22 protein-coding genes are annotated in these 23,242 nt (G+C 68.9%); 8 read left to right on the top strand and 14 right to left on the bottom strand.

Annotated features, from left to right (window positions below; genetic code table 11):
- Positions 1–115: 115 nt before the first annotated feature.
- Both GNX95_RS16660 and GNX95_RS16665 read right to left on the bottom strand, forming a co-directional pair.
- Complete coding sequence (locus tag GNX95_RS16660; RefSeq protein ID WP_163508333.1) at positions 116–565, bottom strand: protealysin inhibitor emfourin; 450 nt, start codon at positions 563–565, stop codon at positions 116–118.
- A 138-nt stretch (positions 566–703) separates the two neighbouring features.
- Positions 704–913: a BldC family transcriptional regulator gene (locus GNX95_RS16665; RefSeq protein ID WP_163508334.1), complete on the bottom strand. Its 210-nt coding sequence runs from the start codon at positions 911–913 to the stop codon at positions 704–706.
- Between the two features lie 292 nt (positions 914–1,205).
- Here GNX95_RS16665 and GNX95_RS16670 point away from each other — a divergent pair, with 292 nt between their 5' ends.
- Positions 1,206–1,652, top strand: a complete 447-nt coding sequence (locus GNX95_RS16670) for an Lrp/AsnC family transcriptional regulator (RefSeq protein WP_163508335.1) — start codon at positions 1,206–1,208, stop codon at positions 1,650–1,652.
- Between the two features lie 36 nt (positions 1,653–1,688).
- Here GNX95_RS16670 and GNX95_RS16675 read toward each other — a convergent pair whose 3' ends face one another.
- Positions 1,689–3,182, bottom strand: coding sequence for a C40 family peptidase (locus GNX95_RS16675; protein WP_163508336.1), 1,494 nt, complete (start codon positions 3,180–3,182; stop codon positions 1,689–1,691).
- Positions 3,183–3,351: 169 nt separating this feature from the next.
- On the opposite strand from GNX95_RS16675, the gene GNX95_RS16680 reads away from it, so the two are divergent.
- Entirely contained in the window at positions 3,352–3,645 is a 294-nt protein-coding gene (locus tag GNX95_RS16680; RefSeq protein WP_163508337.1) for a DUF4229 domain-containing protein, read from the top strand.
- An 84-nt stretch (positions 3,646–3,729) separates the two neighbouring features.
- Positions 3,730–5,364, top strand: a complete 1,635-nt coding sequence (locus tag GNX95_RS16685; protein WP_246281658.1) for an FMN-binding glutamate synthase family protein — start codon at positions 3,730–3,732, stop codon at positions 5,362–5,364.
- A 620-nt stretch (positions 5,365–5,984) separates the two neighbouring features.
- On the opposite strand, the gene GNX95_RS16690 is transcribed toward GNX95_RS16685, so the two are convergent.
- From GNX95_RS16690 to GNX95_RS16700, 3 genes are read right to left on the bottom strand one after another with little or no spacing between them, the layout of a single operon-like run.
- Positions 5,985–6,644 (bottom strand): alpha/beta fold hydrolase, encoded by a 660-nt coding sequence (locus tag GNX95_RS16690; protein ID WP_163508338.1) that lies wholly within the window; start codon positions 6,642–6,644, stop codon positions 5,985–5,987.
- Positions 6,644–7,762 carry an FAD-dependent monooxygenase gene (locus tag GNX95_RS16695; protein WP_163508339.1) on the bottom strand — a complete coding sequence of 373 codons (1,119 nt, stop codon included), beginning with the start codon at positions 7,760–7,762 and terminating at the stop codon, positions 6,644–6,646. The genes GNX95_RS16690 and GNX95_RS16695 overlap by 1 nt, the downstream gene beginning before the upstream one ends.
- A complete protein-coding gene (locus GNX95_RS16700) occupies positions 7,759–8,115 on the bottom strand; it encodes a YybH family protein (RefSeq protein ID WP_163508340.1) in 357 nt (118 codons plus the stop codon). Before GNX95_RS16700 ends, GNX95_RS16695 begins: the two co-directional genes overlap by 4 nt.
- A 92-nt stretch (positions 8,116–8,207) precedes the next feature.
- Between GNX95_RS16700 and GNX95_RS16705 the strand changes: the two genes are divergently transcribed.
- Complete coding sequence (locus GNX95_RS16705) at positions 8,208–9,083, top strand: LysR family transcriptional regulator (protein WP_163508341.1); 876 nt, start codon at positions 8,208–8,210, stop codon at positions 9,081–9,083.
- 60 nt (positions 9,084–9,143) lie between these two features.
- Here the strand turns inward: GNX95_RS16705 and GNX95_RS16710 are convergent, their stop codons facing one another.
- The 4 genes from GNX95_RS16710 to GNX95_RS16725 all read right to left on the bottom strand — a co-directional run bounded on the left by GNX95_RS16710 (position 9,144) and on the right by GNX95_RS16725 (position 13,076).
- Positions 9,144–11,204 carry a HelD family protein gene (locus tag GNX95_RS16710; RefSeq protein WP_163508342.1) on the bottom strand — a complete coding sequence of 687 codons (2,061 nt, stop codon included), beginning with the start codon at positions 11,202–11,204 and terminating at the stop codon, positions 9,144–9,146.
- 271 nt (positions 11,205–11,475) lie between these two features.
- The gene (locus tag GNX95_RS16715; protein ID WP_163508343.1) at positions 11,476–12,357 is read right to left on the bottom strand and encodes a 1,4-dihydroxy-2-naphthoate polyprenyltransferase; all 882 of its coding nucleotides are present in this window, start codon (positions 12,355–12,357) and stop codon (positions 11,476–11,478) included.
- 9 nt (positions 12,358–12,366) lie between these two features.
- Positions 12,367–12,834 (bottom strand): hypothetical protein, encoded by a 468-nt coding sequence (locus GNX95_RS16720; protein ID WP_163508344.1) that lies wholly within the window; start codon positions 12,832–12,834, stop codon positions 12,367–12,369.
- Positions 12,831–13,076, bottom strand: coding sequence for a hypothetical protein (locus tag GNX95_RS16725; protein ID WP_163508345.1), 246 nt, complete (start codon positions 13,074–13,076; stop codon positions 12,831–12,833). Before GNX95_RS16725 ends, GNX95_RS16720 begins: the two co-directional genes overlap by 4 nt.
- Before the next feature lie 134 nt (positions 13,077–13,210).
- Here GNX95_RS16725 and GNX95_RS16730 point away from each other — a divergent pair, with 134 nt between their 5' ends.
- From GNX95_RS16730 to GNX95_RS16745, 4 genes are all read left to right on the top strand, one after another.
- Positions 13,211–14,500 (top strand): sensor histidine kinase, encoded by a 1,290-nt coding sequence (locus GNX95_RS16730; RefSeq protein ID WP_163508346.1) that lies wholly within the window; start codon positions 13,211–13,213, stop codon positions 14,498–14,500.
- The gene (locus GNX95_RS16735; RefSeq protein WP_163508347.1) at positions 14,488–15,132 is read left to right on the top strand and encodes a response regulator transcription factor; all 645 of its coding nucleotides are present in this window, start codon (positions 14,488–14,490) and stop codon (positions 15,130–15,132) included. The genes GNX95_RS16730 and GNX95_RS16735 overlap by 13 nt, the downstream gene beginning before the upstream one ends.
- A 1-nt stretch (position 15,133) precedes the next feature.
- Positions 15,134–15,916 carry a DUF4097 family beta strand repeat-containing protein gene (locus GNX95_RS16740; protein WP_163508348.1) on the top strand — a complete coding sequence of 261 codons (783 nt, stop codon included), beginning with the start codon at positions 15,134–15,136 and terminating at the stop codon, positions 15,914–15,916.
- Between the two features lie 94 nt (positions 15,917–16,010).
- Positions 16,011–17,348, top strand: a complete 1,338-nt coding sequence (locus GNX95_RS16745; RefSeq protein WP_163508349.1) for a S1C family serine protease — start codon at positions 16,011–16,013, stop codon at positions 17,346–17,348.
- Positions 17,349–17,578: 230 nt separating this feature from the next.
- Here the strand turns inward: GNX95_RS16745 and GNX95_RS16750 are convergent, their stop codons facing one another.
- The 4 genes from GNX95_RS16750 to GNX95_RS16765 are packed head-to-tail and all read right to left on the bottom strand — an operon-like array spanning position 17,579 to position 23,173.
- The gene (locus tag GNX95_RS16750; protein WP_163508350.1) at positions 17,579–19,159 is read right to left on the bottom strand and encodes an MFS transporter; all 1,581 of its coding nucleotides are present in this window, start codon (positions 19,157–19,159) and stop codon (positions 17,579–17,581) included.
- The gene (locus GNX95_RS16755; protein ID WP_163508351.1) at positions 19,156–20,526 is read right to left on the bottom strand and encodes a cytochrome P450; all 1,371 of its coding nucleotides are present in this window, start codon (positions 20,524–20,526) and stop codon (positions 19,156–19,158) included. Before GNX95_RS16755 ends, GNX95_RS16750 begins: the two co-directional genes overlap by 4 nt.
- A 5-nt stretch (positions 20,527–20,531) precedes the next feature.
- The gene (locus tag GNX95_RS16760) at positions 20,532–21,602 is read right to left on the bottom strand and encodes an alpha-hydroxy acid oxidase (RefSeq protein WP_222853712.1); all 1,071 of its coding nucleotides are present in this window, start codon (positions 21,600–21,602) and stop codon (positions 20,532–20,534) included.
- Positions 21,599–23,173, bottom strand: a complete 1,575-nt coding sequence (locus GNX95_RS16765) for an NAD(P)-binding domain-containing protein (RefSeq protein ID WP_163508352.1) — start codon at positions 23,171–23,173, stop codon at positions 21,599–21,601. Before GNX95_RS16765 ends, GNX95_RS16760 begins: the two co-directional genes overlap by 4 nt.
- Positions 23,174–23,242 lie beyond the last annotated feature (69 nt).

Here is a 23,242-nt window from a genome sequence, read left to right on the forward strand (position 1 = left end):
CGTTACGGGGTCGAGGCGCGTTACGGCGCGCCGGGAATATTTCGTTGAGTCCGCGCCAACCAGGTGTTATGCGCGCGACGCTTGGCCGCAAATGCGTACCCTGCCGGACAAAGTGTCACCTGACGACGCGGGAGAAGATCGCGCTCAGCACCGAAATCAGCTCCTTGGCCGGCTTGGGCACCGCGCCGTCCTCGAAACGCACTTTTCGGCCATTGACCGTGATGTCGTACGTGAAGCCGTCGGCGATCTGGTATGGCGGCCGCGGTGGCCGGTCGGTGACGGAGAAGTTGCGCAGCTTCGCGAGCAGCTCGGCGCGTTCGGCGGCGGTCAGCGTGTCGTGCCGTACGTCCCGCTGCCGGCTGCTCGCGGTGAGCTGGCCGGCGGCGGTGATCCGCAGGTCGTCCTGGACGCCGGCGATGCCGCCGGTGCGGTGAAACGCCAGCGCCGGAAGCTCGTTGCCCGGCGCGCTGGTCGCCGGCGGATCGTGCGGCGTACCCGTCGTCGGGGTCGCGCATCCGGTCACCGCCAACAACGCCACGATGGCCAGGGCTCTACCGCGCATCATGCGACCTCCGCCGGAAGAATGTCCGTCGGTGGCTTGGACGCCGGCCGGTGCGATCCGGTTCCCGCTCAGCCGCGATGCCGAGGGAGTGAACACGGGGCCGTCAGCGTCGAAGCCGCCATCGGCACCGGCCGGATGCCGTCAGTCGTCCGTCGCCTCGTCGTCGTCGACGAGTCCACCTTCGCCGGCCAACAAGGCACGGACCTCCGCCTCGCGGAAGCGGCGGTGCCCGCCGGGCGTACGAATGCTGCTGATGCGGCCCGCGGCTGCCCATCTGGTCACCGTTTTCGGGTCCACCCGGAACATGGCGGCCACCTCACCGGGGGTGAGCAGTTTCCCCTCAACCTCCACCGACCCAGCACCTCCCTCGTTGATGCCGTACCTGCCGCTCTGATGCGGAAAAATCTCGCTCCGGCGGTCATTAGAGCATCGTTGAGGCGGTTTCACTGGCGGTTTGACAAGGTCCTTGACCGTGACGACGAGTGCCACGGCGCTAATTATGGGAGAAGTCAGGGCCAATAAGGCAAATAGCCGCTACCTTATCGATCGAGGGAGACGCACCCCGTACTGCCGCATTTGGGGTTGCTACCAGCCAATACGCTGCGGCGAAAGGCCCGAACAGGCAGATTCGAGGGGCGCATAAGTGGATGACACCGATCGCCGGATCCTGGCCGTGCTGCGCGTCCGTGGCCGTGAGACGTACGCGGAGATCGGTCGCCAGGTCGGTTTGTCCGCGCCCGCCGTACACGACCGGGTGGCCAAACTCGAGGGATCAGGTGTGATCGCCGGCTATCGCGCCGCCGTCGCGCCGGACGCGCTCGGTCTCGGTGTCACCGCGCTGATCGGCGTCCTGCAGTCGGACGGCAGCGAACAGGACGAGATCGCCGAGGCGCTGCAACACCTGCCGGAGATCGAGGCCTGCTGGTTTCTGGCCGGCGAGGAGTCGTTCATGCTCAAGGTGCGGGTGCCGGACGTGGCCGCGCTGGAATACACGATCGGCCGGGTCAACCGGATCCGCGGCGTCGCGCGGACCCGGACGACCGTCGTCCTGTCGACCAAGTGGGAGGACCGCTTCGACCCGCGTTCTTAGCGCAGGCCGAGCAGTCCACCAACGGTTTTTACGGTGTTACGAAGAACTTTTGGGGCTCGCAGAAGGGCTTTCCGTCGAGTCACTCGGAGTGGCCGGCGGGCCGGACGTCGGCGGAGCGGTCGGCGACGGGCTGGTGCTGCCCGGCGGCGGGAAGCTCACCGAGGGCGCCGACGGGTTGGGCGAGGTCGACGGGCTGGACGGCGGCTTTGTCGGTGGCTTTGTGGGAGGTTTGGCCGGCGGCTTGCTGCCGCCGCCACTGCCACCGCCGGTGTTGCCACCGCCGCCTCCGCCACCGGTGTTGCCACCGCCGCCACCGGGGAAGGACGGCACCGAGCCGGACTGGCCAGGAGGCACCGCGCCGACGACCCGCGTCGCACCGAAGAACTCCGACCACCAGATCGTGTCGACGCGCACCGGTACGCCGTCGTGCGGCGCGTTGATCATCTTGCCGTTGCCGATGTACATGCCGACGTGGTGGATCGTGTCCCAGTTGTTCTTGTCGGTGGCGAAAAAGATCAGGTCGCCGGGCAGCAGCGCGTTGATCTGCACCGGCCGGGTCGCGCGCCACTGCGGCCGCGCGGTCCGGGGCAGGTGGATGCCGGCGTAGTCGTACGCCGCCATCACCAGGCCGGAGCAGTCGAACCGGTCCGGACCCTCGGCACCCCACTCGTACATCTTGTGCAGCCGGGCCTGCTCGAAGGCGTACGACAGCGCCTTCAGCGCGATCGGCGACGCGGCGCCGCCGGGGCCGAGGCCGTACTGGCTGGCCAGCTGGCTGTTGAACGCGTCGATGGTGGTGCCGGCGGCGGCCAGCTGCTGCGCGTACTGCGACTGCAGCTGCTTGAGCGCCGCGCTCTGCGTGTCGAACTGCGCCTGCATCGCGGCCTGCTGCGCCTGCATGGTGCTGGCCTGCTGGAAGGCCTGCGCGTACGCCTGCGCGGTCTGCACGACGGCGGCGGCCGCGGCGCTCAGGCTGCTCGCGGTGTCGCTCTGCGGCTTGTTGTCGCCGCTGGCCGGCGTACCCATGACGCTCAGGTAGGAGCTCTGCGGCTGGTTCTGATTGCCCTGCAGGATCTGCCGGTAGGCGTTGGAGGCGGCGCTCCAGGCCTGGTCGGCGGTGGTGACCTTGGACATCTGGTCGGCCAGGTCCTGCTTGAGCTGGGTGAGCCGCTCGGACAGGCCCTCGACCGCGGCCTGCTGGGTCTGCACGGTGTTGACCACCGGGCTGACCGGCGGCGACGGCGGCGGCGCGGGGAGGCCGGTCGGCGGGGTGAGCGCCGTACCGTTGGGCAGGATCGGCGTCGGCGGCACCGCCGTGCCGGGGTCCGGTATGCCTGGCTGCGGCTTGGCCGGCACGCCGCTGTAGGCGGCGAGCGTCGCGCTGCTCAGCGCGCTGGCCGGCAGCTGCGTGGCCGACGCGCCGGACGCGGTGACCAGCACGGCGCAGCCGGCCAGCAGACCGATCGACATGCCTTCGGTGATGCGCCTGGTCCAACCCCGGTCGACCGGCGACGTTCGCTCGCTTGCCACTTGGTAACTCGTCCCATCCCCGAGAGTGCCCGTGACCACTCGTCCAACTGCCGAGTAGCACGGTAGTACGTTGGTGATGATCCGCATACCACAACGCGTGATGTCGAAATTTGCCTCTTAGGGATGCGGGCGGGGCATGAAGGGGCCGACCAAGGGGAGGAGTGGCGGGGTGCTCGCGGTCCTGCGCTACACCTTCTGGCGGCTGCTGGTCTTCGCTGGCTGCCTCGGTGTGCTCTACGTCGCCGGCCTGCGGCGATGGGCGTTGGTGCTGGTCGCGCTCTTGATCTCGATGCCGGTCGCGTACGTGCTGCTGCGCCGCCAGACCAGTGATTTTGCCACCAGCCTCGGTGGCGTGCTGGCTCGCCGGCGTGCCGAGCGGGACCGGCTGCGCGCGGCACTGAAAGGCGAGGACGAGCCGGCTGCACCGATCGAGAAGCGCTCGGAAAACACAGGAACTTCTTAGCCGGCCGGTCCGGAACCGGACAAAGAGTTAATCTCGGCTTCATCTCGACCGGCCGGTATTGCTCACCCGGCTTAGTGTGCTCTCGTGCTGCATGCAGGTGTACGGGCCGTGATCGTGCTGGCCCTGACGGTCGCCGGTGTCGTCGCCGGCGCGCTCGCTCTGGTCCTGTCCCCGTGGTGGTCGTTGCTGGCCGTACCGCTGCTCGCGGTCGGTCTGCTGGGGTGTTATGACCTGCTACAAACGGATAAATCGGTGTTGCGGAACTATCCGGTGCTCGGTCACATCCGTTATCTGATGGAGGAGATCCGGCCGGAGATCCAGCAGTACTTCATCGAGCGCAACTACGATGGCCGGCCGTACGACCGGGATGTCCGCAGCATCGTCTACCAGCGGTCGAAGGACATCGAGGGTGAGTCGCCGTTTGGCACCGAGCGCGACGTCTACCAGGACGGCTACGAGTACTTCGCGCATTCGATGTCGCCGCACCGGCCGGCCAGCGAGCGCGGCCACAGCCAGGCCGGCGAAGGCACCGGTGACGCGCCGCCGCGGATCCATGTCGGTGGACCGGACTGCACGCGGCCGTACGACATGTCGTTGCTGAACGTGTCGGCGATGAGCTTCGGCTCGCTGTCGGCCAACGCCATCCGCGCGCTGAGCATGGGGGCAGCGCGAGGCGGTTTCGCGCACGACACCGGCGAAGGCGGCATTTCCGACTATCACCTGGAAGGCGGCGCCGACCTGGTCTGGGAGATCGGCACCGGCTATTTCGGCTGCCGTACGCACGATGGGGACTTCGACCCCAGGCTGTTCGCCGACAGGGCCGCGCATCCCCACGTCAAGCTGGTGTCGCTGAAGCTCTCGCAGGGCGCCAAGCCGGGACTCGGCGGTGTGCTGCCTGGCGAGAAGGTGAATGCGGAGATCGCGCGCGTACGCGATGTGCCGCTCGGCAAGACGGTCGTGTCGCCGCCCTACCACCGGGTTTTCCGTACGCCCCGGGAGCTGGTGTTGTTCATCGCTCGGATGCGTGAGCTCGCGGGAGGAAAGCCGGCTGGATTCAAGCTGTGTGTGGGCACGCGGCGCGATGTTTTGGCGGTGTGCAAGGCGATGGTGGACGAGCAGATCACGCCGGACTTCATTGTCGTGGACGGCGCGGAAGGCGGCACCGGCGCCGCGCCGCTGGAGTTCACCGACCATGTCGGCATGCCGCTTTCGGAGGGTTTGTATGAGGTGCACAACGCGCTGGTCGGCTGCGGCCTGCGGCACCGGGTGAAGCTCGGCGCGAGCGGCAAGATCGCCACCGGCTCGGACATGGTGCGCCGGATGATCCAGGGCGCCGACTACACCAACGCCGCGCGCGCGATGATGTTCGCGGTCGGCTGCATCCAGGCGCAGAAATGCCACACGAACCGCTGCCCGGTCGGTGTCGCCACCCAGGACCCCCGCCGCTCGCGCGCGCTGCACGTACCGGACAAGGCCGACCGGGTTTTCCACTATCAGAAGGCAACCGTGCACAGCGCCATGCAGATCATGTATTCGCTCGGCGTCGACCATCCGGACGGTCTGCGCGGCCACATGCTCTATCGCCGGGTCAGCCCGCAGGCCGTCCGCTCCTACGCCGACCTGTGCCCACCGCTGAAACCCGGCCAGCTCCTCGACGAACCCCCGGCAGCCTGGGCCGAGGACTGGAAACTCGCGACACCGGACTCCTTCGCCGTCTGATCCCGTTCGCAACACTCACCATCTCAGGCCCCGGCCCGAAACTGTCGTACCCACATGGCAGTTTTGGCCCCCACCCAGATCGGGTGGGGGGTGGGTTCGCGTTGGAAACTTAGATAAGTTAGAAGTTGATCTTGGAGTCCGCCCCATGCGGCCCCTTGGTCACTGTGGCCTCTCTAGTCACACCGACCCCAGGGTGCGATGCACGCATGGGGGCCTTGCGTGCGCTGGACGCACGCATGGGGGCCTTGCTACCAGACGCCAAGCGCGCAAAACGGGCATGTAGCGCTCCATCGACGCGCTGGTCGGCGCCCGTGCCGCCGATCTACCTGCTACGGCGCGAAACTGTCGTACCCAGGTGGCAGTTTTGGCCCCCACCCAGATCGGGTGGGGGGTGGGTGAGAGGCCTTTCGCCTTGACGAAAATTTGCGTCATGGTGAGCCTCTCGACCCACCCCCCACCCGACCACTGGGTGGGGGCAACTTTGGTCGAGGGGTACGACAGTTTCGCGCCGGTCTCGGCGTGTCGGCGTCGAGTGTGGGAAATTCCCGCATCGAAGCGCCGGTCTTACCGGGATTTCCCCACACTCGATGCGATCGCTAGCAGCGCGCATGTCGGAGGTGTCATGCCGCCGCGAGCATGGTCTCAAGCAGGTCGGCTGGCGCGTCGCGCATGATGTTGTGCTTGCTGTCCAGCGCGTGCACCGTCCATGACGGGTCGGCACGCAGTCGTTCGTACGTTGGCGCGAAAGGTGACGTCGTCGGCCAGTCCTTCGCATAGACGTACGTCCGGCGAAAAGGGCCCTCGCCGCGCAGCCGGATCGGCTGCATCAGAGTGGCCAGTGGATGGGCGGTCGCGCGCGAGTCGTAGAACGGCAGCGGTGGCACACCGAAGCCGGTCTCGTCCACGCTGGCATACCAGGCACGCTGCTCGTCGTTGGTCAGCCGCCAGCACGAATCACCGTCCGTGGGCACGAAAGCGTCCACGTAGACCAGCGAGCGTACGCGCTCAGGCAGGCGGTCGGCCGCGCCGCTGATCACCATGCCGCCATAGCTGTGCCCGACCAGCACGGCGTCCTCGATCCGCTCGGCGACCAGCATCGCCGCCACGTCCTCGATGTGTGTCTGGAGGTTGACGGCCGAGGTCAGCAGGTGGCGGCGCTCGCTGAGACCGGTCAGCGTCAGTGTGTACGCGCGATGTCCGCGCTCGCGCAGCTGGTCGTCCAGCGGCCGGAAGCACCAACCGCCGTGGCACGCGCCGGGGATCAGAACAAAAGTCGCCATCAGCCGTCCGCTCCAGTGTCCCGCCGGTATTTGCTGGTGATTTTCTCGAGTCTGGCCGCCGAATACTCGTTGCCGCTGCGCTGCATCTCCCGGTTGGCCGCGACCACGGCCGCGGTCGCCGCGCGACGCGTCTTTTCGTACGCCGCAAGGCCATCCGGAAGCGAGTCGGCCAGCGCGCGTGCGTCGAGGATCGCCTGCGAGCCGCCGTTGGCGCCGACCGGATACATCGGATGCGCGGCGTCGCCGAGCAACGTGACCCGGCCACAACCCCAGTGCGGCAGCGGATCCCGGTCGACCATCGGATATTCCAGGATCTGCTCGCTGTTTTCCACCAGCCACGGCACATCCAGCCAGCCGAGCCGCCAGTCTCCCACGTGTTTCAGCACATCCTCCAACCGGCCGGTCCGGTTCCAGCTGGCGTCACCGGGCAGCGGACCCGGATCGCCGGTCCGCGCGAGGACGACCCAGTTGACCGTCGACGGCCCGATCGGATACGCGACCAGCTCGGCGGCTTCCCGGTCGCGTACGATCACCATCGTCCGGCCGTCCAGGAACGGCGGAGTTTCCGTTGTGCCGCGCCACATCTGGACACCGGACCACAGGAACGGCCCCTCCTCCGGATGAAGTTTCGCGCGTACGACCGAATGGATGCCGTCCGCGCCGACCAGCACATCGCCGTCGATCGCCTCGCCAGGCAGCTGCACGCGTACTTTCCCGCGATCCTGCTCGAAACCGACCACTGGCGAGCCGGTGCGTACGGCGTTCGCGCCGAGCCGGTCGCGTGCGGCGTCCAGCAACATCAGCTGCAACCGGCCACGGTGCACCGAATAGCCCGGCCACCGATAGCCGCCGGCCAGGCCGCGCGGCTCGGTGAACAGCCGCCGGCCGGTCTCGTCGCAGTAAGCCAGCTCGGCGGTGGCGATGCCGATGGCGGCCAGCTCGTCACCGAGGCCGAGCTCGATCAGCTCGGCCACCGCGCGCGGCTGCAGATTGATGCCGACGCCGAGCGGACGTAACTCGCGAGCACTTTCCAGTACGGTCGCGCCGATGCCTCTGGCGTGCAGCGTGAGTGCTGCGGTCAGGCCACCGATCCCGGCGCCGGCGATCACGACGTTCATCGCGCACTCCGGATCTCCGGCCGGTCGATGATCCGCCGCCAGCTGCCGTCCGGCTGCCGGCGGACGACCTGCACCCGACCGCCGGTGTTGTCCGACGGCACGGTCGAGGTGATCGCCAGGTCGCCGTTGCGTACGGTCGGCAGCGTCGGCTCCTGCTTGAACTCCGGCAGGTTTTTCACCATCTCGGCGAAAAGGTCGCGCAGAGCGGCGTGGCCGACCGTCTCCGAACCCGGCGGGAAGGCCAGCACCGCGTCCGGCTCGTACAGCTCGACCATGCCGTCCACGTCGCCGGCGTTCGCGCGCTCGACGAACAGCCGGGTCAGGTCCTCGGGGCGCATGGCTTTGTCACTCATTTTGGCTCCTTCTCTCGGCTACGACTCCAGCCTGCCGCCGGACGAGTCAGAAGTCCAAGAGCTGGTTATGCTCGGCGCTATAATCGATGCTTATGGAGTTGCATCAGCTCGAATACTTCGTCGCGGTCGCCGAGGAAGCCAACTTCACCCGCGCCGCCGAGCGTCTGCACGTGGCGCAGCCAGGGGTCAGCGCGCAGGTCCGCCGGTTGGAGCGGGAGCTCGGCCAGGAGTTGCTGGACCGCTCTGGACGCAAGGTGACGCTGACGGCGGTCGGCGCGGCGGTGCTGCCGTACGCGCGTGCCGCTCTCGGTGCGGTGTCCGGCGCGCGGCACGCGGTGGACGAGCTCACCGGGCTGGTACGCGGCCGGATCGCTGTCGGCACCGTGACCTCGCACAACGTCCCGTTCCCCGAGCTGCTGGCGGACTTCCACGACGAGCACCCGGCGGTCGACATCACGCTCGGCGAGGACAGCAGCGACCGGCTGATCGAGGCCGTCCGCACCGGCCGGCTCGACGCGGCGATCGTGGCCATCGGGCCGACGACGCCATCCGGCCTGGACATCCACGTGCTCACCGACCAGGCCGTCTGTGCGGCCGTCTGCCTGAGCCACCAGCTGGCCAGGCGCGCGTCGATGCCACTCGCGGCGCTTCGCGACCGGCCGCTGATCGCGTTGCCGCGGGGCACCGGCATCCGGACCGTGCTCGACGATGCCTGCGCCGGCCTCGGTTTCACGCCGTACGTGGCCTTCGAAGCCGGTACGCCGATGGTGCTCGCGCAGCTCGCGGCACGCGGTCTCGGCGTGGCGATCCTGCCCGAGTCGGTCGCGTACAACCGCGAGGACCTGCATCCGATCGACCTCACCCGGCCGGCGATCCGCGGCCGGCTCGCCTTCGCGTGGCGCGCCGGCGGCCCCACCAGTCCGGCCGCGCGCGCTTTCATCGCCCGCGCGCGCCGCACGCTCTCGTGACTGTTGGTCGCATGGCCACCATGCGTGCATCTGACGCAAGCATGGTGGCCATGCGACCAATCAGCCGAGCGGGTCGGGCAGCGGCGCGGCGTGCAGCACGGTGAGGCGCGAGACGGCGCGGGTGAGTACGACGTACAAGCGGTGCAGACCGCGCGCCTCGGCGGCCACGATGTCGGCCGGCTCGCCGACGATGACGTGGTCAAACTCCAGGCCTTTGGCCAGCGCCGCCGGCACCACGACCAGCTGCTGCTCCTCGTCGTCGGACCCGCTCACGCTGTACGCGACGCCAGCGGCGGTGAACGCGTCGGCGACCGCGGCGACCGAGTCGTTGGCCACGATCACACCGACCGAGCCGGGCTGCTCCAGAGCCGCGGTGCCGGCCTCGACGAGCGCCGGCAGGACAGCCGGCACCGACCGTACGACCAACGACCCGGGCGCGTGCCGCACCGACTCGGCCGGCAGCACGCCGGAGTGCAGGGCCGGCAGCAGCTTGTTGGCCAGCTCGATGACCTCGGCCGGTACGCGATAACCGGTGGTCAGCGGCAGGATGCGCGCGGCCGGCTTGCCGAGCGCGTCCAGTAGTTCCGGCCAGTCGGTCGGCGCGTTCACCGTCGTGCCTTGAGCGAGATCACCGAGCACGGTCACCGAGCCGTGCCGCGCGCGCCGGCCGACCGCGCGCGCCTGCATCGCGGTCAGGTCCTGTGCCTCGTCGATCACCACGTGACCCGCTGAGCCGGTGCGTTCGAGCAGGTCGGCGGCCTCGTCGATGAGGACGGTGTCGGCGCTGGTCCAGCGGATCTGGCGCTTGGTCCTGGGCACCTTGTCCCAGCTGATCGCCGCCTGCTCGGCCGCGGTCAGGATGCCGTCGGCGGCGCTGGCCAGCAGCGTACGGTCGGACAGCAGCTCGGCGATCAGGCCCGGCGCGTCGACGGCCGGCCAGAGCTTGTCGGTCAGCTCCTTCACCGGCTTGGAGCGACCGATCTTCGCGACCCAGCTCTCCGTCGGAGAGTCGCCGCGTGCCTCGGCCTGCGCGCGGGCGAGATAGGCCAGCCGCGTACGCAGCCGCTCGCGCGCCGCCGCATAGCGCAGATCGTCGGCGCGCAGCTCGTCGATGATGCCGCCGATCCGCGCCGGTCCGATCCGGAACCGCAGCGACCCGTCCGGGATGACCAGCGGCTCGGTCGGCTTGCGGACCCGTCCATACAACGCTCGCCGGATCACCTCGGCCATCCGCGCGTCGGTCTTCACCCGCGCGGCTTCCGGCGAGTCGGTCGCGCGGATGTCGACCGGCGCCAGCAGCTCGGTCACCGTCTTCTGCTCGACGCCGCCTTCGCCGAGGGCCGGCAGCACCTGCGCGATGTAGGACAGGAAGGCGCGGTTGGGGCCGACCACCAGCACGCCCGAGCGACGGAGCCGGTCGGGATAGCTGAACAGCAGGTACGCGGCGCGGTGCAGGCCGACCGCGGTCTTGCCGGTGCCGGGCGCGCCCTGGATGCACAGCGAGTCGTCCAGGTCGGCGCGTACCAGCGCGTCCTGGTCCGGCTGGATGGTCGCCACGATGTCGCGCATGGGGCCGACGCGCGGCCGCTCGATCTCCTGGGTCAGCAGCTCGGAGGCGAGGCCGAGGGTCTCGCCCTGGTCCAGCCGCTCCTGCTCGTACGAGGTGAGCTCGCCGTCGTGGAAGCCGAAGCGGCGGCGGCGTACCACTCCGCGCGGGTCGCTCGCGGTCGCGCGGTAGAACGCCTCCGAAACCGGTGCTCGCCAGTCGACGACCAGCGGCTCGTTGCTCTCGTCGGCGATGTGCCGGCGGCCGATGTGGTAGGTCTCGCCGGCGTACGGCCCGTCGTCGCCGTGGTCGATGCGGCCGAAGAAGAGCGGGGTCTTGCCATCGTCGTAGAGCACCTTGACGCGCCGCTGCAGCTCGCCGGCCAGCGCCTCGTCGGAGACGAAGGTGGTGGCATGCGCCGACTGCGCGCGGATGGCGCCGATCCTGGTGGCGAAGTCGTCGCTGTGGGTGTCGAGGCTTTCGGCCTGCTCACGCATCCTTCGCAGCGCCTCGCGCGCGGTGGTCAGGTGGTCGCGTTCGGCCTGGATGATCTCGTCGGTCTCGGTCTCGAGCATGCAAACTCCGGCAGCGTCGCGGTGGTCCCACTGCCTTGGACCCTCCGCGGCGATGCGGCGTCCGGCTTTCGACGGGTGGCGCCTGGACTAGGCGCACGGCCGCAAGACTGTACCTGGCCGTTCTTCCACCGGCCACCTGTTTTTCGCGGCCGTACGATCAAGATCAACTTTCTTACTTATGTGAGTTGCCACGCGAACCCACCCCCCACCCGATCTGGGTGGGGGCTCAGATTGGCAGGGGGGTGTGACAGTTTCGCGCCGTAGCGGGTAGTCAGGCGGTGGCGGAGAGGGCCAGGCCGGCGGCGAGGCCGATGGCATAGCAGAGCTCGGCCAGGCCGGTGTCGCGCAGCGTGGGGATGAGCGCGAGGCCGGTCTTGCGAGCCAGCAGCGGGCCGGCGGCGCGCACGGCCATCGGGATGCCGAGCAGTGACAGCCAGGCCCAGCCGTGCCAGATGGCGACCACGATGCCCAGCACCTGAGCCAGGATCACCAGCGCGGCCCACAGGATGCGGCTGGCCCGGTCGCCCATCAGGACCGCGAGCGTACGTTTGCCGGTCTGCGAGTCGGTGGGGATGTCGCGCACGTTGTTGGCGACCAGGATCGCGCAGGCGTACGCGCCAATGCCGGCGGCCGCCGCGAGCGCCGGCCAGGAGATCGTCAGGGCCTGCACGTACGTCGTGCCGAGCACCGCGACCGGACCGAAGAAGACGAAGACGAAGACCTCACCGAGCGCGTTGTAGCCGTACGGCCGCTTGCCGCCGGTGTAGTACCAGGCGGCCAGGATGCAGGCGACGCCGACGACCAGCAGCCACCACGCCTGGGTGGCGACCACCAGTGCCAGGCCGGCCAGCGCGGCCACCGCGAAGGCGGCGAACGCGGCGTACTTCACCGATGTCGCGGACGTGGACCCCGACCCGACCAGCCGGAACGGCCCGACCCGGTTCTCGTCGGTGCCGCGGATGCCGTCGGAGTAGTCGTTGGCGTAGTTCACGCCGATCTGCAGCGCCAGCGCCACGATCAGCGCGAGCAACGCACGCCACAGCGAGAAGCCGCCAAGTGCCGCCGCCGCGCCGGTGCCGGCGATGACCCCGGAGGTGGAGGCCGGCAGCGTACGCGGCCGCGCACCTTCCAACCACTGCGCCGTCGTCGCCACCGGTCCTCCTCAATGCCTCGATTGACTCCATTCTGTCCGGTCAAGCGGGCGAAGCGCTGGCGGGTTGGGCTGTGATTCGTGCCGGCGCGTCCAGTCGCTGCGGAACTCAGGCTCTGGCCGGAGCAAAACCGAGGAGGCGTACCAAAAGGCCAGCGTCGCCAGCGGGATCTCCAGCAACACGGCCATAACGACGGCCTGCACGTAGTCGCCACCGATGGATGTCGTGACGTCGAACCAGGCGTCGGCGAGCAGCAGCGCGCCCCCGACGGTCGAGGTCAGCGCCGACCGCGGATCGCGCCGCAGGATCAGCAGCGCGGTCAGCCCGGCGGCCAGCGCCTCGCCGCAGTCCAGGCCGACCCAGGCCAGCGACCAGTTCGGCACGGTGGCCGTCGCCGGCAGCGTGTGCGCCAGTACGACACACCATGGCGCCAACACCGACATCACCGCGACGGCAACGAAGAACGCGCGCCGGTTCATTTGCCGGCCAGCCGGGTCAGGTATGCGCAGATGACCGCGGCCGATCCCCACACCATCGCGACGGCGACCGGATTTTCCTGGATCAGCAAGGAAATCCCGACGACCGCGAGCAGCAGGACGCAGATCACCGGCAGCAGTGGGTGCAGCACCGGCTTGGCGCGCTCGGCTCGGTCGGCGAGGACCTCGTCGACGATCTCGCCGATCCGGTCGTCCAACGCGTCTGTGAGAAGGTCGTTGGCCATGCCATCAACCCTGGTCCGTACGGCGAGAAAAATCGGTCGAGCCGGCCCACGGACCGTACGGGGGTTTTCCCTACCGCCGGGCGGTGGGGCCGCCGGATGCCGCTCCGGCTTGACCGCTCCATAGGCTTGACTCCATGCAGGTAGCGGAGGTGTCGGGCCCGGACCGCATCTCCGCATTCGGCCCGCGAGCGTTCTTCTCCGCGCGGCTCTGGCGGGGCTGCGCGCACCTGGCCACCGACGCGGTCATGGGACTGCTCGGCATCGGCGTGTTGCTGGTGGTGTTGGCGGCCGTCGTGCTGGTGCCGTTCGGCGTCGGCCTGTTCCTGCTCGCGCCGGCCGCCCGGCTGCTGTTCCGGGTCGCCGACGCGGAGCGTACGCGCTATGCCGCGACCTGCGGCCTGTTCCTGCCCTCCCCACGGCTGCCACGGCTCGACCAGGGCACGCCGCGCGCGGTCACCACGTTGGTCGGCAGCGGCGCCTTCTGGCGCCAGGCGGCGTACTTCCTGCTGCTCATCCCGGTCGCCACCGCCACCTCGGTGGTGGTCGTCATCGCGTGGTCGGTGCCGCTGACCGTCGCGGCGCTGCCGCTGTATTACAAGACCCTGCCGAGCGGGCGCGCCAACGTGCTCGGTGTGACGGTCGCCAGCAAGGGACACGCGATCTTGGTCTGTGTGGTCGCGGTGATCGTCCTGCTCGTCGTGTCGCCGTGGCTCGTACGACTGCTGCGCGGCCTGGACATCGCGCTGGCCCGGACACTGCTCGGTCCGCCGCGCCGGCAGCCGATGTCCGAGCGGGTCGAGGAGCTGACCGAGAGCCGCGCGCGTGTCGTCGACGCGGCCGAGGCGGAGCGCCGGCGGATCGAGCGCGACCTGCACGACGGCGCACAACAGCGGCTGGTGGCGATGTCGATGACGCTCGGCCGGCTGAGTGCACGGCTGCGCGCCAGCGGCGACGCCGACAATCTGGCGCTGGTCGAGGAGGCGCGGCAGGACGCGCGGCAGGCGATCAGCGAGATCCGTGACCTGACCCGTGGCCTGCATCCGCCGGTGCTGACCGACCGCGGCCTGGACGCGGCGCTGTCCGCGATCGCCGCGCGGCTGCCGATCCCGGTGTCGGTGGACGTACGCGCCGAGCCGCGGCCGCCGATCACCGTCGAGGCGATCGCCTATTTCGTGGTCACCGAGGCGCTCACCAACGTCACTAAACACGCGCAGGCCACCCGCGCCGAGGTGGTCATCCGCCGGCAGGGCGACCGGTTGTGCGTACGCGTGACCGACGACGGCCGTGGCGGCGCCGACCCGGCCGGCGGCAGCGGACTGACCGGCCTCGCCGACCGGGTGTCCGGCGTCGATGGTGTCCTGCGACTGTCCAGCCCGCCGGGCGGGCCAACCGTGATCGAAGTGGAGCTGGCATGCGGGTCGTGATCGCCGAGGATTCCGCGTTGTTGCGCGAAGGCCTGCGCCGGCTGCTGGTCGAGCAGGACATCGAGGTCGCCGACGCGGTCGGCGACGGCGAAGGGCTGCTGCGTGCGGTCGCCGAGCACCGGCCGGACGTGTGCGTCGTGGACGTACGCATGCCGCCGACCTTCGTCGACGAGGGCCTGCGCGCCGCGCTGGTGATCCGCAACCGGTGGCCGCAGACTGGTGTGCTGGTGTTGTCGCAGTACGTCGAGGAGCGCTATGCCACCGATCTGATCGGCGACAACCCGGACGGCGTCGGCTATCTGCTGAAAGACCGGGTGGCCGAGGTCGAGGACTTCGTCGACGCGGTGCGCCGGGTCGCCGACGGTGACACCGCGCTGGACCCCGAGGTGGTCAAGCAGCTGCTCGTACGCAGCCGCCGGAAGGACCCGCTGGCCACGCTGACACCACGTGAGCGGGACGTGCTCGCCGCGATGGCCGAAGGCAAGTCCAACGCCGGCATCGGTGCGGCGCTGGTGATCGGGCCGGCGGCCGTGGAGAAGCACATCAGCAGCATCTTCCTCAAGCTCGGCCTACGCGCCGAGGACGGCGAGCACCGGCGCGTCCTCGCCGTGCTGCGCTATCTGGGGGCCTGAGGTGACCCCGACCGAGGCACCGCCGAAAGCGCCGTACCGCGGACCGATCGTCGCCGGCGGCCTGATCCTGTTGCTGGTGGCGTCCTCGATCATGTCGTGCTCGCTGATCTCCAGAGCGCTGCCGGGCACGATCGCCTTCCGGATGTTCAAGCAGGTGAACGCGGCGCGTACGTTGCAGGTCGACACGCAGGACGCCGACATCACCATCCAACCCGGCGTCGACGGACAGATCAGCGTCGGCGCGGACGGCTACTACACCACTCGCGAGCCGACCTTCGCGGCCACCGCCGGCGATGGCACGACCCACGTGAGCGGCGGCTGCCTGCGCGGCGAGCGGCGGTGCTCGCTGGAGCTGACCATCAGCGTGCCGCGGTCGACCGAGTTGCGGCTCAACACCCAGACCGGCTCGCTGCGGGTGGACGACATCGCCGGAGCCATCGACGCGCACTCCACCGACGGCCGGGTGGAGGTGAACGCGCCGGTCGGGGCGGTACGCGTACGGACGGAAAACGGCGAGATCAGGGTCGGTGGCGCGCAGTCGCAGCGGCTGGACGCGTCGTCGGTCAACGGTCAGCTCCGGCTGGACTTCGTCGTCGCGCCGGCCGCCGTCACCGCGACGAGCGTGAACGGCGCGATCGGCATCCAGGTGCCGCCAGGGGTGGCCTACCGGGTCGACGCGGAGAGCCTGAACACACCGGCGAAGGTGAAGGTCGACCAGAATCCGAGCTCGCCGTACGTCATCTCCGCGACCAGCAACAACGGCTCTGTGGAAGTCTTTAGCTAGGTGACATTTCGCTTACTGGTTTCCTATTGGCAACTCAGTGCATTCCTACGGCGTTCTCAGGCAGTTCTGAGGTAGCCGCAGGACGGTTGACGTTATGAGCGAGCACACCGATCCCCAGCAGCCGTGGCAGCCGGCGGGCGAGCCGGAAGCCGGTGGTGACGCGCCGACGCGCCCCGACGAGTCCGCGGCCGTGGACGACACGTACGCCTTCGCGACACCGGCCTATGCGCCGGCCGTTGGCGCCGCCTCCATCGGCGGCCCTCCACCCGTACCCCCGGCCGGCGCCTTCGGTCCGACGCCGCCGCCTCCGGACGGCAGCCGCCGCCACCGGTTTCCGCTGATCGCGGTCGCCGTCGTGGCCGCGCTGGTCACCGGGGGCGTGGCCGGCGCCGGTGGAGCCGCCGCGGTGTTGTACGCGACGGGGTCCACCGGCTCGCCGGTGGTGTCGGCCGCGGCGCCGGTCAGCGGCTCGACCACTCCGCAGCAGCTGATCTCCAAGATCGCCGCCGCGGTCAGCCCCAGCGTGGTCTCGATCAAGGTCACCACCAGCCAGGGCGGCGACGAGGGCTCGGGCATGGTCGTGACGGCCGACGGCAACATCGTCACCAACAACCACGTGGTCGCCGACGCGGCCAACGGCGGCGGCACGATCACCGTCACGTTCGCCAACGGCAAGTCCGCGAAGGCCACGATCGTCGGCCGCGACCCGACAACCGACATCGCCGTGATCAAGGTCAGCGGCGTCTCCGGGCTGCAGCCGGTCACCTTCGTCAGCAGCTCGTCGCTGCACGTCGGCGACACGGTGGTCGCGATCGGCAACCCGCTCGGCCTGGAGGGCTCGGTCACCTCCGGCATCGTCAGCGCGCTGCACCGCAGCGTCACGCTCGGCAGCGCCCAGCAAGGTGGCGGCGGCCGCTACCAGCAGCAACAGCCGAGCGAGACGGCCTCGGTAGCCAACGCCATCCAGACCGACGCGGCGATCAACCCCGGCAACTCCGGCGGCCCGCTGGTCGACGCCAACGGCCGCGTCGTCGGCATCACCACGGCCATCGCGTCGGTCGGCGGCAACAGCGGGTCGCAGGGCGGCAACATCGGCGTCGGCTTCGCCATCCCGGCCGAGACCGTACAGTCGGTGGCCAACCAGCTGATGGCCGGCAAGCAGCCGTCGCACGCCAACCTCGGCGTCTCGGTCACGGACACGTCGAGTGGCGGCGCCCAGGTGACCCAGATAACGTCGGGGAGCCCGGCGGCCAACGCCGGGCTGAAGGCCGGGGATGTGATCACCAAGGTGGGAGACACGGCGATCAGCGGCGCCGACGACCTCGGCGCGGCCGTGCGCTCGCACAACCCCGGTGACAAGGTCACGCTCACCGTCGTACGCGGCGGCCAGACCATCTCGGTCCCGGTCACCCTCGGCAGCGCGACCGGCTGAGCGCACCAAAGCACGCACAGAATCGCCGCCGCCGACAAAGAGGTCGGTGGCGGCGACGTGCGCATCAGAAGACGCAATCGGATTCCGATTGCGTCTTCTGATGCCGCCTGACCTGCTGCGACTCCCCGCCAGGTGACAATCGGACCGCCGGTTCGGCGTCCGAATGCGACCTTCCTGACCGCCTGGATCGCTTCAGTAGGTCAACAAAGTCGCATTCGGTCAATGCCCGGTCAGTCCGTGGCGGGGACCGGGTCGACGGCTTCGACCAGGGGTCGCGCGGCGGTCTCGATGCCGGTGCGCCAGATGGCGAATGCCGCCAGCGCGACCGGCACCAGGCCGGCCAGCGCCAGCGTCGTCAGGCTCGGCGAGGCCGCGACGATGAGCGGACCGGCCAGGCCACCGGCCTTGCTGGCGGCGGCGACCAAGCCGCTGCCGGTGCCGCGCAGCGCGGTCGGATAGATTTCCGCCGCATACGGCGAAAGCATCGCGATCATGCCACCGGCGCCGATCAGCAGGACGGTCAGCATGGCGGTCAGCGGGCCGGCGGTCGGCCACTGTTCTGGCCGCAACACGACGAAAAGCGCGAGCACGACGACAGTCGCCATCGCGTAGACGATGATCGACCACCGGCTGCTCCACCGCGCGTAGAGGAAAGCCGCGAGTCCGGTCGCCGGCACGGTGAGCAGTGACGCGGTGAAGATCATCGACGGCGCCGACGCGGCCATGCCGGATCCAGCGAGGAAAGTCGGCAGGAACGTCACGAATCCCCAGTTGACCAAGCCCCAGCCGAGGCCATAGAGCAGGACGGCGACGGTACGCCACCGATATCGCGGCACGAGCAGCCCGCCGATTTTCCCGGCGAAACTGCGCCGCACCAGCGGAGTGACCGGAGCCGGCGCCGTTTTCATGCCTGGGACACCGGAAACCAGCTGGATGCCGTACGTGCGCATCACCCGCTCGGCCTCCGCGTTGCGCCCGATCGACAGGAGGAACCGCGGCGACTCGGGGATCCAGACGCACAGCACCAGCAGCAAAAGTCCGGTCGGGAAGTTGAGGACCCAGAGGAATCGCCAGCTGAGCAACGGAACCAGCGCGGCGGCCGCGCCACTGGCGACCAGATAGCCAAGTGTGGCACCGAGACCGCTCTGCAGCACCAGCAGCCAACCGCGATAACGCGACGGGACTGACTCGGACATCAGCGCGTAGACGGTGGGCAGCATGCCGCCGGCCGAGGCGCCCATGATGAAGCACATCACCAGATTCCACTCGAAGGCCGGCATGAAACCGCAGATCGAGGTGCCGACATAGAGCAGCGAGGAAAACACGATCGTCGAGCGTCGGCCGATCACATCCGCGACATATCCCCAAATCAGCGAGCCGACGACCGTGCCGAACAACGCGGTCAACGGAAAGGTCGCGACGATCGCGGTGCTCAGGCCGTATTCCTCGCGCATGCCGGGCAGCACGAAACCGAGTGAGGCCGGCTTCATGGTGTCGACCACCAGGCCGACGGTCAGCAGCACCGCCAGGACGACGTGCGCACGCGAGAGCTTCGCGCCGTCGATCGCGGCGAAGCGGTCGGCAGCACTCACCGCGCCCTCGATTTTTTGCGCCCGGCCGTACGAGATCAGGCTCCAGCCGGCCACCGCGAGGCCGCCGATGATGAGCGACATGCCGATGCTCATCGGTGTCCCCATCGCCATGCCGGCCATCATGAAATGGTCGGGCGCGGCCATCACGTAGTCCGGCACGTGCAGGCCGACGCCGGCGATGATCGCGGCGGCACCGAGCCAGACCCCGTAGTTCTTCACTCGTGTCCTCCGACGGATTGAGCCGTCTCGTGGTCGGCGAAATACCGTCCGGTGAGGCGCTGGCGCCGCGCGTCCCACACCATGTACGTGCCGAGGAAGAGCTGGCTGACGCTGCGCGTGACGTCCTCCGCGCGGTCGCGCAGCTGCTGAGCCGCCAGCCGCGCGACCGGCTTTGCCCTGTCTTCCACCGGCACCAGTACGCACGGGCCGCGGTTGGGGATCGACCGGACGTGCGTCGCCGACGAGTGGAACCGCACGGCCGCCAGCATTTCGCGTACGACCACCCGCATCGTCAGCGGCGCGATGCCTTTCGCCGGACAGGGCCGGTTCTGCGTGACGCCAAACGGGATGTGGTTGGCCGTACGCGCGGACAGGTGATTCCACCGGTCCGGATCGAACGTGTGCGGGTTTTCGAAGCCGCTGGCGTGAAAATCGGCGTAGCTGAAACACAGCACCGTGCCGGCCGGCAGCGTCAGCTCCGGCGTCACAGCGATGTCGTCGGTGGTGATCCGGTGTGCGATGCCAAACAGCGGATAGCTGCGAAACGTCTCGTCCATGACGTGGTCGAGATAGCGGTCGTCGTCCGGATTGTCGCGGAGCCGCTCCTGGATCTCCGGATTTCGTGCCAGCACCAGGAAAAGATGCGTCATCGCCTCGGACATCTGCACGATCGCGGTGTTGAAGAACGTGCCCTGCAGAAACCAGGCCTGTTCCTCCGGCGTCAGCGCGGCCGGCAGCGGATGCGGAATGTCGTCGTTGTCGATGGCCTCGCGCAGAAACCGCGTCAGGCGGTCGCGTACGTCCATGTGCCGCAGTCCGGTGCATTTCAACGCGGTGATGACATCGTTGGCGTTGTCGACGATCAACTTTCGCGTGTGTGCGGTCGCCGGCTTCTCGAAGACCAGTTGGTGGTAGAAATCGGCCCAGATCGGCATCATCAGCTCGCGCAGCCGGACCGTACGAGCTCCGGTGACGGCCAGTTCGCCGAGATAGTCGCGTACGACCCTGGCCAGGACGCGCTCCACCTCGCCTTTCGGCCGCGCCAGGATTTTCCTTGTCGTACGCGCGACATCGTCGTATCGCGCGCCGGGCTCGAGGTGTTCCTGGTGCACCTGCGGACCAGGTGCCAGCCAATACCAGAACAGGTCGGACAGCGCGGCGCCGCGGCTGCGGCCGTTGGCGGCCGGATGCGCGTACAGCTGGCGGAAATGCTCGATCCCGATCTCCGGACCCGGCACGAGCACGCCGTCGGGTCCGTTGATCCGCGCGAAAATCCGTACGCGCAGGCTGATCACGATCTTCGGCAGCCACCACGGCAGGCTCACTACCAGGAGCAGCACCGCGATGGCGACGAGCAACGCCGGCATCATCACTATTCTCCGGACGGCAGGCGCAGGAGGTCGGCGCCGAGGTCGGTCAGTGCGTCATAGCCACACAAAACCATCGCGTGCTCCAGCTCAGCACACAGGATGTCCAGCACCTCGGCGACGCCTTTTTCGCCGTCCACGGTCAGTCCCCAGATCACCGGCCGGCCGATCGCCACCGCGGATGCGCCGAGCGCGAGCGCCTTCAACGCGTCGGTGCCGCGCCGGATGCCGCCGTCCAGCAACACCGGAATGCGGCCGTCGACGGCACGTACGACCGCGGGCAGCGCCTGGATGGTGGCCGGTGCCGTGTCCAGCTGCCGGCCGCCGTGGTTGGATACGACGACCGCGGCCGCGCCGGCCTCGACCGCCAGCCGGCCGTCGTCCGGATGCAAGACGCCCTTGAGCACGACCGGAAGATCGGTGATCGACCTCAGCCATTCCAGGTGCCGCCAGGAAAACTCCGGCGACATCCGGATCGGCCGTACCACCCCGTCGGCGTCGCGCAGGTTTTCGCAGGCCAGACCGTCGGGAAGTTGATGGAAGTCGTTGCGGTCGTCGCGTTCGTGCCGGCCGAACACCGCGGAGTCGACGGTCAACACCAGCGCGTTGCAGCCGGCCGCCTCGGCGCGTCGTACGACCGACTCGGTGAAGCCGAGATCCGGCTGCAGATAGAGCTGGAACCACAGCCGCGGTGTGCCGGTTTCGGCGGCACGCAAGGCGACTTCCTCGATGGCGATGGTGGACGCCATCGACGCGATCATGATCGCGCCGGCCGCGGTCGCGGCACGCGCGGTCGCGATCTCGCCGTCAGGATGGGCGATCCGGTGGAACGCGGTCGGCGCGATCATGATCGGCGTGGCAGCCCGGCAGCCGAGCAACTCGACCGCCAGGTCCGGCTGCGCCGCGCCGCGCAGGATTCTTGGCAGCAAAGCGATCCGCCGGAAGGCCGCCTCGTTTTCGGCCAGCGTGATCTCGTCGCATGCGCCGCCGGCGAAATAGTCGTAATGCGCCGGCGCCAGCGCTTCTCTTGCTGGTGCCTCGAAATCTCGTACGGTCAGCAGCCGGCGGCTGCTCATCGCCGGTCGCCGGCCGTGGCCGGCTCTCCGAGCTGTGCGTCCAGGAAGGCGGCGAGTGGTCGCCGGTGCGTGACCTCGCGAGCCCAGTCGTTCTCCAGGTTCTCGTCCATCCGGTGCATCGCCACGAGCTCACCACCGCGCCAGTGCCGGATCACCGGATGCAGATAGCGCTGGTCGTGGCCGGCGTCGCCTTCGCGTGCCTTGCCGGCGTCGATGTCGAACGGGTCGATCTCGTCGTGACCTTCGCCGTATTCCAGCGTGACAACGAAATACTCGCGTGCGTCCTGGACCAGCGGCGAGTCCGGCACCAGGTCGACCGGCAGCTCCTCGTAATAGGACGCGGCGCCGTCGTTGCCAATGGTCAGCAGGTCACCGATGAAGGCGAACTGCTGCCACATCGCCGAGCTGCGGTTGACGCGCGCGATGATGGCGTCGGCCAGCGAGAGACCGGAGACAGGCTCGACCGTACGAGCCGGCCACGCGGTGTTTTCGTAGCGCTCGTCCAGAATCCGGCTCAGCGAGCGCGCGCCGTAGCGGAAGCCGTGGATGAACGCGCTGGTCGACTTCTTGAAGTCGCGCATCTGCGTGATGGTGCCGACGAAGTAGAGATCCGGCACGTTGACCGACTCCCAGGCCGGTGTCTGGTCCGGAAACCGGCCCGAGATGGCCAGCGCCGGCCGGCAGTCGTCGGCGAAAATCGAGGCGTCGAAACGAAAACCGGTGCAGAAAATGACCCGGTCGTAGGCGCCCTGCATGTGCACGTCACGTCGTGCGTAATGGATGTGGACGCGGAGTCCGTCGCCGTCGCGCTCGATTTTCTCGACCGCACCGTCCAGCACGGCGTTTTGCAGCTTGAGCTGGTAGGTGTCCAGGAAGTTGGCGTTGATCGCCCGCAGGTGACCGACGAAATGCGTACGCCACGCGAGCTTCTGCGAGTGCGGTCCGGCGACGTGGATGACCGCGGCCTTCTCGATAAGGTTTTCCGCCGTCTCGTACGCCGAGTTGCCCTTGCCGACGATCAACACGCGCTGGTCGGTGAAATCGTCCGGGTCGACCGAGACGTCCTCGTACTGCTCGGCCAGCTCCACCCCCGGGATGTCCGGCGTGTTCGGCTTGCTGACACCGGTCGCCATGACCAGCCGGCGCGACCGGATGCGGTCACCGTTGGCCGTGCTGACAACGAAATCTCCGTCGCGCTCGATCCGGACGACCTCGCTGTCGTAGCGGACCCGCAGCCCGAACTCGGCGACGAAGTCGGCGAGATAGCGGACGAAATCGTCCGGATGCGGCCAGAACTTCTCCGAGTAGTTCCTGAACAGCATCTTCTCGGTGTCGCTGAGCAGCGAGTTCCAGTCCATCCGCATGTTCAGCTCGGGGTCGGTCCAGCCGGTGTGCACCTTGTTGACGGAAATCATCTTGCGGTGGCGCGGAAAAGTCGTGAAGAACGTGCCGGGACCGGCGCCGGCTTCCAGGACCAGGTAGTCGCGGCCGGCGCGTTCCAGGTAGTAGGCGAGCTGCAGGCCGGCCGGGCCGGCACCGATCACCAGGTAGTCCACGGACTGTTCTGACACTCTCGGCTCCTCCTCGCACACACGGCATCTGGCCGGGAATCTAGGGCGGAATTCTCAGAACTCTCTGAG

Source organism: Fodinicola acaciae, assembly GCF_010993745.1.
GTDB lineage: Bacteria > Actinomycetota > Actinomycetes > Mycobacteriales > HKI-0501 > Fodinicola > Fodinicola acaciae.